This is a genomic window from Amycolatopsis solani (genome assembly GCF_033441515.1).
In the GTDB taxonomy this organism is placed as follows: domain Bacteria; phylum Actinomycetota; class Actinomycetes; order Mycobacteriales; family Pseudonocardiaceae; genus Amycolatopsis; species Amycolatopsis solani.
Genome location: NZ_JAWQJT010000002.1, coordinates 1059284 through 1072095, shown reverse-complemented (window position 1 = coordinate 1072095; position 12812 = coordinate 1059284). Strand labels below are relative to the sequence as shown.

At 73.1% G+C, this 12812-nt stretch carries 6 protein-coding genes; 2 read left to right on the top strand and 4 right to left on the bottom strand.

Going from position 1 to position 12812, the window contains the following annotated elements:
• Positions 1-54: 54 nt before the first annotated feature.
• Entirely contained in the window at positions 55-1062 is a 1008-nt protein-coding gene (locus SD460_RS25565; protein WP_290058798.1) for a LacI family DNA-binding transcriptional regulator, read from the bottom strand.
• 31 nt (positions 1063-1093) lie between these two features.
• The gene (locus SD460_RS25560; RefSeq protein ID WP_290058799.1) at positions 1094-2485 is read right to left on the bottom strand and encodes an amino acid permease; all 1392 of its coding nucleotides are present in this window, start codon (positions 2483-2485) and stop codon (positions 1094-1096) included.
• A 160-nt stretch (positions 2486-2645) separates the two neighbouring features.
• Between SD460_RS25560 and SD460_RS25555 the strand changes: the two genes are divergently transcribed.
• Positions 2646-3551, top strand: coding sequence for a glutaminase (locus SD460_RS25555; RefSeq protein WP_290058800.1), 906 nt, complete (start codon positions 2646-2648; stop codon positions 3549-3551).
• Between the two features lies 1 nt (position 3552).
• On the opposite strand, the gene SD460_RS25550 is transcribed toward SD460_RS25555, so the two are convergent.
• Positions 3553-4170, bottom strand: coding sequence for a helix-turn-helix transcriptional regulator (locus tag SD460_RS25550; protein ID WP_290058801.1), 618 nt, complete (start codon positions 4168-4170; stop codon positions 3553-3555).
• A complete protein-coding gene (locus tag SD460_RS25545) occupies positions 4167-5276 on the bottom strand; it encodes a threonine synthase (RefSeq protein ID WP_318306827.1) in 1110 nt (369 codons plus the stop codon). The genes SD460_RS25550 and SD460_RS25545 overlap by 4 nt, the downstream gene beginning before the upstream one ends.
• Positions 5277-6064: 788 nt before the next feature.
• Here SD460_RS25545 and SD460_RS25540 point away from each other — a divergent pair.
• On the top strand, positions 6065-12811 hold the full coding sequence (locus SD460_RS25540) for an SDR family NAD(P)-dependent oxidoreductase (protein ID WP_318306826.1): 6747 nt from the start codon (positions 6065-6067) through the stop codon (positions 12809-12811).
• Position 12812: the final 1 nt, after the last annotated feature.

Below are 12812 nucleotides of genomic sequence, written 5' to 3'. Positions count from 1 at the left end.
ACGTTCACGGATTGCCCGGAAGTCTGCTTCGCGCCGCGTCGGCGTGTCAAGGGATCAGGCGGATTCGCGCAGGTGGAGGGCCGCGCGGACGATCAGCTCGCCGGGCTCGAGTGGCGCGGCACCGGTCACGAGCCGGGCCGCCTGCTCGACGGCGAGGGCGCCGAGCGCGCGGGTGTCGATGGCGACGCTGGAGAGCTCCGGCTCGACGAGCGTGCCGAGCGCGAGCCCGTCGAAGCCGATCACCGCGAGGTCGGCGGGCACCCGCAGGCCGAACCGGCGGGCCTCGCGCAGGGCGCCGATGGCGATGACGTCGTTGAAGGCGAACACGGCGGTGACGTCGGGGTGTGCGGCGAGCAGGGTGGCGAGCGCGGCACCCCCGCCGTCGACGCTCTGCGGAGCACGCGCGATCCAGCCGGGCGCGAGCGCGATGCCGTGCTCGGCGGCGGCCCGGCGGAACCAGACCTGGCGGACGCTCGGCTCCGGGCGGCCGTCGTGGTCGAGCATCCCGATCCGCCGGTGCCCGCGCCCGACCAGGTGGGCGACGGCTTCCCGGATGCCGTCCTCGCCGTCGATCGCTATGCCGCTGAACCGCGGGGCGCGCGGCTCGCGGCCGATCAGCACCACCGGGATGCCGGAGGTGAACTGGTCGAGGTCGTCGTCGGACCGGCTGAAGTAGCCGACCACGGCGTCCACCTGGGTGCCGATCACCCGCAGCGTGGCCAGCTCCTGCTCGGCGTCGCCGGCGGTGTCGTAGACGACGACGTGCCAGCCGCGGGCGCGGGCCGCCTCCAGCGCACCGGAGGCGACCTCGGTGAAGAAGGGGTTGAGCAGGTCCGGCACCACCAGCCCGATCGTGGTGGTGTCCGGCCGGACCAGGCCGCGGGCGAACCGGCTCGGGCGGTACCCGAGCTCGCGGGCGGCGTCGAGGACGCGCTGCTTGGTCGAGCCGTCGATCTCGGCCTTGTCGTTCAGCGCCCGCGACACCGTCTGCCGGGAGACCCCGGCCGAGCGGGCGACGTCGTGGATCGTCACCCGCCGGGGTTCGGTGCTGCTCGTGGACACCCGTCGAGTATGCCCGCCCGCGGCCGGCCCGCTACCCGAGCGGGGTCCGTTCCCGCCGCTTCGAGACGACGCGCCAGCCCACCGCCAGCACCACCGCCAGGACCGGGATCGAGTAGAACGCGATCTTCTCGGCGCCGTCGGAGAAGCCCATCAGGACCACGACCAGCACCAGGAACGCCAGCGTCGCCCAGCCCGAATACGGGGCCCACGGCATCCGGTACGAGGGCCGCTCCACCTCGCCGCGCTCGGCGGCCTGGCGCAGGCGCAGCTGGCAGAAGACCAGCGTCGCCCACGTCGTGATCACGCCGAGGGAGGCGATCGCGATGGCGATGTCGAACGCGTCCTTGGGCACCAGGTAGTTCAGCACCACGCCGAGCAGGTAGGCGACCGCGGTGAACAGGATGCCGCCGTAGGGGACGTGGCGGCCGCTCATCCGGCTGACGAACGACGGCGCCTCGCCCTTCTCCGCCAGCGAGCGCAGGATCCGGCCCGTCGAATAGAGCCCCGAGTTCACGCTCGACAGCGCCGCGGTCAGCACGACGGCGTTCATCACGTCGCCGATGCCCGGGATCCCCAGCCGCGAGAACACCGTGACGAACGGGCTCTCGTCGCCGTTGTAGAACGGCCAGGGCAGCAGCAGGGCCAGCATCAGCACGGACCCGACGTAGAAGACGCCGATCCGCCACACCACGCCGTTGATCGCCTTCGGCAGGACCTTGCGGGCGTCCTTGGTCTCGCCGGCCGCGATGCCGACGACCTCGATGGCCGAGTAGGCGAAGATGACCGCCTGCAACGTCATCAGCGCGATGCCGATGCCGGCCGGGAAGAGCCCGCCGTGGCCGGTCAGGTTGTGCACGCCCGCCGGTGAGCCGCCGATGTCGGCGCTGGTGAGGACCAGCCCGATCGCGGTGATCAGGAAGACGACGATGGCCAGCACCTTGACCACCGAGAACCAGAACTCCAGCTCCCCGAACAGCTTCACCGAAAGCAGGTTCACCGCGATCAGCACGCCGAGCGCGACCAGCGCGGTGACCCACTGCGGCACGTCCGGCAGCCACTTGTGCACGTAGATCGCCACCGCGGTGATCTCCGCGATGCCGGTCATCGCCCAGTTGACCCAGTACATCCAGCCGGAGACGAACCCGGCCCACGGGCCGATGAACTTCCGCGCGTAGGTGACGAAGCTGCCGGAGCTCGGCTCGTGCAGGACGAGCTCGCCGAGCGCGCGCATCACGAAGTAGGCGGCGATCCCGCAGATCGCGTAGGAGAAGATCAGCGACGGGCCGACCTGGTGGAGCTTGCCGCCGGCGCCGAGGAACAGCCCGACGCCGATCGCGCCGCCGATGGCGATCATCTGCACTTGGCGGTTGCCCAGTGCTTTCGAGTAGCTTTCACCTTTTTCGGTGAGGAGCGAGGAATCCATGGTTCACGGACGCTAGAGCTTGTGCGGCAAGTCACCAAGCACCATAAGGAAGACTTAAGGTGTGCGGGAGATCACTACCCGATTTTCCCTGGTATCTCCCGGTTTCGATTTGACAAGGGGTGCCGCGGACCCGGTTTCCCGCGGCTTCTAGGCTACGGCGGTGGACCTCGCGGCGCTGCTGGACCGGATCGCAAGCGACGTCGCGTCCGACGTCGGCCGCGGCGCCGTCGCGGACTACATCCCCGCGCTGGCCAGGGTCGAGCCGGGGCGGTTCGGCATGGCGGTGGCCGAAGTGGACGGTGCCCTGCACGGCGTCGGGGATTGGCGGCACCCGTTTTCCGTGCAGAGCATGTCCAAAGTGTTCACGCTCGCTCTGACGCTTTCCCGCGGTGACGGCGTGTGGACGCGCGTCGGCCGCGAACCGTCCGGCGACCCGTTCAATTCGCTGGTGCAGCTCGAACACGAGGACGGCATCCCGCGCAACCCGTTCATCAACTCCGGCGCGCTGGTGGTGACCGACGAACTCGCGTGCGACGGCGACGCCGCGGACGCGTTGCTCGCTTTCCTGCGCGAGGAGAGCGGCCGCCCGGAAATCGGCGTCGACGCCGAGGTGGCGGCGTCCGAGGCGGACCACGCCGACCGCAACCGCGCCCTCGCCTACTTCATGGCCTCCTACGGCAACATGCGAAACCCGGTGCCGTCGGTGCTCGACCAGTACGTCCGCCAGTGCTCGATCGCGATGAGCTGCGCGGACGTCGCGCGGTCCGCGTTGTTCCTGGCCCGCCACGGCATCCGCAACGACGGGTCGCGCCTGCTCGGGCTGAGCGCCGCCAAGCGCGTCAACGCGGTGATGCTGACGTGCGGCACCTACGACGCGGCGGGCGAGTTCGCCTACCGCGTCGGCCTGCCCGGCAAGAGCGGCGTGGGCGGCGGCATCGTCGCGATCGTGCCGGGCAGGTGCGCGGTGTGCGTGTGGAGCCCGGGCCTGGACGCGCGCGGCAACTCCGTGGCGGGGGTGGCCGCGCTCGACCGGTTCACCACGCTGACCGGCTGGTCGATCTTCTGAGTCAGCGCAGGTAGTTGTAGACGGTCGCCCGCGAGATCCCGAGCAGGTCGGTCAGCGCCGGCACCGCGTTCTTCAGCTCCAGGAACCCGCGCTCCTTCAACGACCGGACGAGGTCCTTCTTCGCCGCCGCCGTCAGGCCGCGCGGGGTGTTGCCGTGCTCGGCCGCGTAGTCCTCGACCAGGGCCCGGAGCTCGTCGCCGGTGCGGGCGCGCAGGCTCTCGGTCAGCGGGGCCGGGTCGTCGGTGGCGGCCAGGCGGGTGAGGGCGTGGGCCGCCGAGCCGAGGAGGGAGACGTCGAGGTTCAGGCACAACGCGGCGACGTACTCGCCGCTGGAGTCGCGGATGCCGATCGACGTGCTCTTCGCCGGGCGGCCGTCCGGGAACCGGTTCGGGTAGTTCTGGAGCACGTCCGGGAAGTCCGGGTCGGCGATCCGCGCCAGGCCCAGCTCGGTGGCGGGGTCGCCGACGGCGCGGCCGGACAGGCCGCCTTCGATCGCGCGCACCGCGTGGGCCGGGTCGCGCAGGTCGTGCAGCACCACTTCGCACAGGCCGGGGAACATCCGGCCGACGGCGTGGGCGATCTTCTCGGCCTCGCGCAGCAGCAGCTCGTCCTCGGTCATCCGATCAGCTCCCGCAGCGTGCCGGGCGCCTTCAGCCCGGACCCGGTGAGGACGACGACGGTGGTTTCGCCCGGCCGGATCGCACCGCGTTCGCGGAAGACGTCGATGGCCGCGGCGGCGGTCGCGCTGGTCGGCTCCGCGTAGAGGCCGACGGAGGCCAGGCGGCGGGCGGCCGCGGCGATGCCGTCCTCGTCGATCGCGGCCGTGTCGCCGCCGGAGCGCCGGATCGCCGCGACCACCTCGGGCAGCCGCACCGGCTGCCGGATCGCGGTGCCCTCGGCGACGGTCGGGGCGAACGGCGGTGGCGGCCGGTCGTGGACGGCGGCGTCGACGGGGGAGCAGTTGCGTGGTTGCGCGACGAGCAGCCGCGGGCGCCGCGTGATCGAGCCGGCCGCCAGCAGCTCGCCGAACCCCAGGTCGCAGCCCAGCACGATGCTGCCCGCGCCGGCGACCGTGACGACGGCGTCGGGCGCGCGGAAGCCGAGGTCCTCCCACAGCTCGTAGGCGAGGGTCTTCGTGCCCTGCAGGAAGAAGGGGTGCCAGTTGTGACTGGCGTAGGTCGTGTCCGCCGACCGCCGGACGGCTTCGGCCGCGGTGTCGTCGCGGGTGCCGGGCACCAGTTCGACGGTCGCGCCGTACGCGCGGGTCTGCAGGACCTTCGCGGGCGAGGTCCCCTCCGGGGCCAGGACGGTCGCCGCGATCCCCGCCGCGGCGCTGTAGGCCGCGACCGACGAGCCGCCGTTGCCGGAGCTGTCTTCCAGGAGCCGCTTCACCCCGGCACCGGCCAGCGCGGACACCATGACGCTGGACCCGCGGTCCTTGAAGCTGCCGGTCGGGCTGAACCACTCGAGCTTGAACCGGACATCGGCCCCGCCCCAGGTGTGCGGGACCAGCGGGGTGCAGCCTTCGCCCAGCGACACCGGCGGGAAGCCGCCGGGCAGTGCGGCGCGGTACCGCCAGAGCGACCGGACCCCGGTGTCGACGTCGCCGGGGCCGAGGCCGGTCAGCGGGGCGACGGTGAGCGGGGCGCCGTCGTCGCCTCGCCACCGCAGCGGGTCGGCCGGGTACCGCGTGCCCGAGCGGTCGTCGGTGTACCAGTAGTCCACAGAGCCTCCATGGTTGGACAGTTCGTCCAAGTGTAGACGCTGCGTCCATCGTTACCGGCGAGTATGCGAAATGTCTTCAGCTTTTCTCAGGGAAAATTTGTAACGCGACGGGGGAAGATTGCGATCACCGCCGCCTGGCGGGCGCCGAACGGAGCACTGATGGTGGTGGCCCGAATACCCGCGGTCGCGCGACCTGGCGCGGCCGCCCGGGCGGTCGGCGGGCCCGGGGAAGTTCGTTCACGATCGCGTGAGCACCGGGAATCCGGGTGGCCGCCGAATCCACAGTGGACTTCCGGTGGGGTTCGGGTCCCGGTGATGCATTCTTCGGACGATTGTCGCGCGCCTCCGGAAAAGCGTGGGAGAAACTTCCGGGGCGGCCGGAGAATGGACGTCCGATGAGGTCGTCGGGAAGGAGATACCGGCCGGTCGGTTTTACTTTTCCGCTACGTCTTGGTGCCTTCACCGAAACACCGGACCCGCCGGTCGGAGTGGTCCGGTGTGGGCAATCACCCCGCGTCCACCAGGCGGGATGGCTTGCGCCGTCCGGCGGTGCGCGTCCGGTGGACCACGCCCGGAACCGGTCCGGACGGCGCGGACGGCAATCCGGTCCCGCATCTCGGACACGGGGAACATGACGACGGCGTTAAATTCTTGCGCCACCGGCCTGGTCGATCCCGTGTTTTCTGAACAGTGACGATGAAATCGTCGTGGGTTGTTGACGACGTGGAGGGAACCCGCTTAAGTACTCCCCGTTACCCATCACCCATTCGTGCGTAGCGGGAGTTCCCATGCGTCTCTCGAAAGACGACTTCGCGCCGGCCGTCTCGGTCGTTGCCGTGTCGCCGCTGCGATGGCCGTCGGCGCGCGGGGTCGCCGCCGTCGCGCGCGGGGGCGGGCTCGGCGTGCTCGACCTGACCGGCGGGGACGCTGCCGGCGCGGACGAGCTGGCCCTGCTGGGCGAATGGGGTGTTCCGGCCTTCGGGGTCCGGCTCGCCGGCCTGCCGGCGAGCGCGGAACTGCCCGAGGCCGTCACCACGGTCCTGCTGACCGAAGACGCCGGGTGCACCGCGCGGGACTTCCCGGGCCGCCAGGTGCTGGCCGAGGTCACGTCCCGCGCGTCGGCCGCGCGGGCGGTCGCCGGTGGCGCCCACGGTCTCATCGCCCGTGGTCACGAATGCGGCGGCCGGACGGGTGAACTCAGCACGTTCGTGTTGCTGCAGGCTCTGCTCGCCGACGACGCCCCCGACGTCCCGGTGTGGGCCGCGGGCGGGATCGGCCCGCACACCGCCGCGGCCGCGATCGCGGGTGGTGCCGCCGGCGTCGTGCTCGACACGCAGCTCGCCCTGCTGCCGGATGCCGAGCTGCCGTCGCGGCTCACCGCCGGCCTGGCCGGGCTCGACGGGTCGGAGACAACCGTCGCCGACGGCGTCCGCGTGCTCGCCCGCCGGGGTGCCGAGCCCCTGGAAGCCGGGCAGGACGTCTTCCTCGCCACCCGGTTCCGCGACCGCTGGGGCACGGTGACCGCGGCGGTCCGGGGCGTGGCCGACGCGATCGGAGAAGCACTGCGGGCGGGAACGCCGGTGCTGGGACCGGACAGCGCGAACAGCCGCGCGTTCGGCACGGCGCTGCCGATCGCGCAGGGCCCGATGACCCGGGTCAGCGACCAGCCCGCGTTCGCCGCCGAGGTCGCGGCGGGCGGGGCGCTGCCGTTCATCGCGCTGGCCCTGTCCGGCGCGGACCAGGCTCGCGATGTCCTGGAGCGGACCCGCGAAGCCGTCGGCGACGCGCCCTGGGGTGTCGGGGTGCTGGGGTTCGCCGCCGAGGACGTCAAAGCCGCGCAGCTGGCGGTGATCCGCGAGCTGCGCCCGACCCACGCGATCATCGCGGGTGGCCGTCCGGCCCAAGCCGCGGCGCTGGAGGACGCCGGGATCTCGACGTTCCTGCACGTGCCGTCGCCCGGGTTGCTGAAGCAGTTCCTCGAGGCCGGGGCGCGCAAGTTCGTCTTCGAAGGCTCGGAATGCGGTGGTCACGTCGGGCCGCGCACCAGTTTTCCGTTGTGGGAAGCGCAGCTCGGGGTCCTCGCCGACTTCCTGGCGACGACGCAGGCGCCGGACCTGCAGTTGCTGTTCGCGGGCGGGATCCACGACGAGCGGTCCGCCGCGATGGTCGCCGCGCTCGCCGCGCCGGTCGCGGCCCGGGGCGCCGCGATCGGGGTGCTCATGGGCACCGCGTACCTGTTCACCCGCGAAGCCGTCGACGCCGGCGCCGTGCTCCCCGCGTTCCAGCGCGAACTCCTCCAGGCGCGGCACACCGACCTGCTGGAAACCGCGCCCGGGCACGCGACGCGGTGCGTGCGCAGCCCGTTCACCGAGGAGTTCGCGGCGCGGAAGGCCGGGCTCGCCGAGCGGGGCGTGCCGAGCCGCGAGGCGTGGGAGCAGCTGGAAACCCTCAACGTCGGGCGCCTTCGCCTGGCCAGCAAGGGCATCGAGCGGATCGGCGACGGCCTGCACGAGGTGGACGAGGACCGGCAACGGGCCGAAGGCATGTTCATGGCGGGCGAAGTCGCCGTGCTGCGCTCGGCCGTGACCACCATCGCCGAGCTGCACCACGCGGTCGGCGAGGGCGCGGACGCGTTCCTGCGCGAGCGGGCCGCCGCGTTCGGCGTCACCGAACCGGAACCCGCCGCACCCGAACCGCTCGAAATCGCGATCGTCGGGATGGCGTGCCTGTTCCCGCAGGCCCCCGACCTGACGTCGTTCTGGGCGAACGTGCTGTCCGGAGTGGACGCGGTCACCGAGGTCCCGCCGCAGCGCTGGGACACCTCGCTGTACTACGACCCGGACGGGCAAGGCGAGAAGACGCCGTCGCGCTGGGGCGGGTTCCTGCCCGAGATCGGCTTCGACCCGCTGCGCTACGGCATCCCGCCGTCGTCGCTGGCGAGCATCGAGCCCGTGCAGCTGCTGGCGCTGGAGGCCGCGCACCGGGCGCTGGTGGACGCCGGGTACGAGCGCCGCGCGTTCGACCGGTCGCGGACGTCGGTGGTGTTCGGCGCCGAGGCGGGCAGCGACCTGTCGAACGCGATGTCGCTGCGGACCGTGCTGCCGTCCTACGTGGGCGAGCTGCCGTCCGAACTGGACGAGCGGCTGCCGCGGATCACCGAGGACTCCTTCCCGGGGGTGCTGGCCAACGTCATCGCGGGCCGGATCGCCAACCGGCTCGACCTGGGCGGCGCGAACTACACCGTCGACGCGGCGTGCGCGTCGTCGCTGACCGCCGTTGACGTCGCCTGCAAGGAACTGACCGCCGGCACCAGCGACCTGGTTCTCTGCGGTGGCGCGGACCTGCACAACGGCATCAACGACTACCTCCTGTTCGCCTCGGCGCACGCCCTTTCGCCGACCGGCCGTTCGGCGACGTTCGACAGCGCGGCCGACGGCATCGCGCTCGGCGAGGGCGTCGCCTGCGTCGCGCTCAAGCGGCTGGCCGACGCCGAACGCGACGGCGACCGGGTGTACGCGGTGATCAAGGGCGTCGGCGCGGCCTCCGACGGCCGCGCGCTGGGCTTGACGGCGCCCCGGCCGGAGGGCCAGCGGACCGCGCTGACCCGCGCCTACCGCAACGCCGGGGTGTCGCCCGCGCGCGTCGGGCTGGTCGAGGCGCACGGCACCGGGACCGTGGTCGGCGACCGGACCGAGCTGGCCACGCTGACGAAGGTGTTCACCGAGGCCGGCGCCGCGCCGGGCGGCTGCACGATCGGGTCGGTGAAGTCGCAGATCGGGCACACCAAGTGCGCGGCGGGCCTGGCCGGGCTGATCAAGACCGCGCTCGCGCTGCACACCGGCGTCAAACCGCCGACGCTGCACATCTCGGCGCCGAACCCGGCCTGGGACGCCGAAACGAGCCCGTTCGTGTTCCAGTCGGCCGCGCAGCCGTGGGCCGCGCCGGCCGCCGAGCGGATCGCGGGGGTCAGCGCGTTCGGCTTCGGCGGGACCAACTTCCACGTCGTGCTCGGCGCGCACGACAGCGTCCCGCCCGCACTTTCCGCCGACGAGTGGCCGGCCGAGCTGTTCACCTTCGCGACGGAGGCGGCGGCGCGGGACCTGCTGGCGCTGGCATCGGACGTCCCGGCCGGGTACGAGCCGTGGCGGTTGCGGGACCTGGCGTTGAGCGCGTCACGGCGGGCGGAAGGCCGTGACGCGCGGCTGGCCGTCATCGCGTCCACTGTGGACGAACTGGTTTCGCTGCTGCGCGAAGCACTCGACGGGCGGGAGCCGGCGGGGGTCTTCCGCAGCGACGGGACCGGGCCGGGCGAGGTGGCGGTGCTGTTCCCCGGCCAGGGCAGCCAGCGGCCGGGCATGTTCGCCGAGCTGTTCGTCGCGTTCCCGGAGCTGCAGCGGTACCTGCGCCTCGACCCGGCGACGGCGGACGTCGTCTTCGGCCCGGCGGTGTTCGGCGAGTCCGCGCGCCAGGCGGCGGCCGGCCGGGTCACCGACACCCGCGTCGCCCAGCCCGCGCTCGGCCTCGCCGGCCTGGCGGCGTTCCGGCTGCTGACCCGCGCGGGCGTGCGGCCCGCGATGCTGGGCGGGCACAGCTACGGCGAGCTGACCGCGCTGGCGGCGGCCGGTGCCCTCACGCCGGAGGGACTGCTGCACGCGAGCCACGCCCGGGCGGGCGCGATCCTCGACGCGGTGCCCGCGGCCGATCCGGGTGCGATGGCGGCGGTGTCGGCGGCCGCGGCCGAGGTGCGGGCGGCCCTCGGTGCGTCGCCGGTCGTACTGGCCAACCACAACTCACCCCAGCAGACGGTGATCTCCGGGGCGACCGCGGACGTCGCGGCGGCGGTCGAGCGGCTGCGCGAAGCCGGGCTGGGCGCGAAACGGCTCCAGGTGGCGTGCGCGTTCCACAGCCCGCTGGTGGCGGCGGCCGGCGAGGCGTTCGGCCGCACGCTGGGCGCGATCGGCGTCGTCCGGCCGTCGGTGCCGGTGTACGGCAACCGGACGGCGGCGCCCTACCCGGCCGGCCCGGACGAGATCCGCGGCGAGCTGGCCGCGCAGATCGGTGCGCCGGTCCGGTTCGTCGAGCAGATCGAGGCGATGTACGCGGCCGGGGCACGGGTCTTCGTCGAGGCGGGACCGGGTGCGGTGCTGGCCGGGCAGGTCGGCGCGATCCTCGGCGACCGTCCCCATCGGACGGTCGGCTTCGAGCAGCCGGGCCGCCGCGGCCTGCCGGGCTTCCTCGCCGCGCTGGCGCGGCTGGCGGTGTCCGGCGTCGCGATCGAGACGGGCTGGCTGTTCCGCGGCCGGGACGCCGTCGACGCGGGCACGGCCCCGCGGCCGAAGCGTCCGGGGTGGACGGTCGACGGCCACCTGCTCCGCACCGCGGACGGCACGATCCCGGCGGGCGCGCTGCACCCGGCGTCACGGATCTCCCTGGGGATCACCGCGGCGGAACAGCCGACATCCGAGGCGATGGTCGCGGACTTCCTGCGCACGAGCCGCGAGATGATCGCCGCCCAGCGCGACGTCCTCCTCGGCTTCTTCGGCAGCGGCGAGCCCGCAGCCCTGGTCGTGCCCGAGCGCCCCAATGTGGCGTTGGTTGCGTCCAGCGCACCCAATGTGGCGTTCGGTGCGTCTGACGCACCGAACGCCACATTGGGGCGCTCGGTGCTGGAGACCGTGGTCGCGGTGATCGGGGAGCGGACCGGGTACCCGGTGGACATGATCGAGCCGGACCTCGATCTCGAAGCGGACTTGAGCGTGGACTCCATCAAGCGCGCGGAGATCGCGGGCGAGCTGGCGTCCCGGCTGGGGCTGAGCGGCGGTGACGTGGAGGAGTTCGCCAAGGCCCGCACGGCGGCAGCGATCGCCGACCTGGTCGGTGCCCCGCCGCCGGTTCCGGCCGGTCCGTCGGTGCTGGAGACCGTCGTCGCCGTGATCGGGGACCGGACCGGGTACCCGGTGGACATGATCGAGCCGGACCTCGATCTCGAGGCCGACCTGAGCGTCGACTCGATCAAGCGGGCCGAGATCGCCGGGGAGCTGACCGTCCGCCTGGGCACCGGTGACGTCGAAGAACTGGCGAAGGCTCGCACGGCGGCAGGGATCGCGAAGCTGCTGGGCGAGGGCGAATCGGGTCGAAGCGAACCGCGGCCGCCGACCGGCGAACCCGGGCCCGTGATCGTCGCGCCGAAGCGGTACGTCCTGACCGAGGTCGCGCTCGCCCCGGCCGGCACCCCCGCCATCGCCGGCCGCCGCTTCCTGGTGCTCGGGTCCGGTGCCTTCGCCGACGCCGTCCGCGCCGAACTGGAGACCCACGGCGCCGAGGCCGAGACCGGTGACGACGTCCGCGCGGGCTTCGACGGGTACCTGGTCCTCGACCCCGTCCTGCCCGCCGCCTTCCCCCGCTACCAAGAGGCCCTCGCCAGCGCCCCCCGGTGGCTGATCAGCGCCGGACCGGCCGAGGGGCTGCGTGGCTTCCACCGCAGCCTCGCCCGCGAGTACCCGGACACGCTCACCCGGGTCGTCGAAGGCGCGGACGCCGCCGGTCTCGTCGCCGAACTGTTCACACCGGACCGTGAACCGGTCGTCGTCCGCCGGGGGGACGCCCGGTACGGCATCGAACCCACGGAGGAAGGCCTCGGTCTCCTCGCCGGGAGCGGCGCGGGACCCGCGGGTGACGGCGTGGCCGAAGCCGCCGCCATTGGGCTCGGCCGCGAGTCGGTCGTCCTCCTCGTCGGCGGGGCCAAAGGCATCACCGCCCGCTTCGCCACGACCGTGGCCGCGGCGTCGCGGTGCCGGATCGAACTGCTCGGCCGCACGGCCCTGGCCGCGGAAGACGAGTACCCGCAGGCTAAAGACGCCAAAGAACTGCGCAAAGCTCTCATCGGCGGCGGACTGACGAGCCCCGCCGAGATCGAGCGGACCGTCCGGCGGATCACGGGCGAGCGCGAGGTCCGGGCCACTCTCGCCGAGCTCGAAGCCCTCGGCAGCCCGGTGCGCTACCAGTCCGTCGACATGCTCGACGCCGAGGCCGTCCACCGCGCGGTCAAGGAGATCCACGCCGAGCACGGGCGGCTCGACGGGATCGTCTACGCCGCCGGCGTCATCGAGGACAAGCTCGTCGCGGACAAGACGCCGGAGTCCTTCGCCCGCGTCTACGGCACCAAAGTGGACGGTGCGGCCACCCTCCTCGAGGCGACCGCCGACCTGCCGGACGAGCCGAAGTTCGTCGTCCTGTTCGGCAGCATCGCCGCCGCGCTCGGCAACCGGGGCCAAGCCGACTACGCCGCGGCCAACGACGCGCTCGAAGCGCTCGGGCGGCGGTGGCCCGCCGGGCGGGCGGTGACCGTCCACTGGGGACCGTGGGCGCCGGCGGGCGGGCACGACGGGATGGTCACGGCCGAGCTCGCGCGGGACTACGCCCGCCGCGGCGTCGCGCTGATCGACCCGGAGGAAGGCACCCTCGGCCTGCTGCGCGAGCTGGCCTGGGGCCGCCCCGACGTCACTGCCGTCGTCCACACCGCGTCGGGGTGGTGAC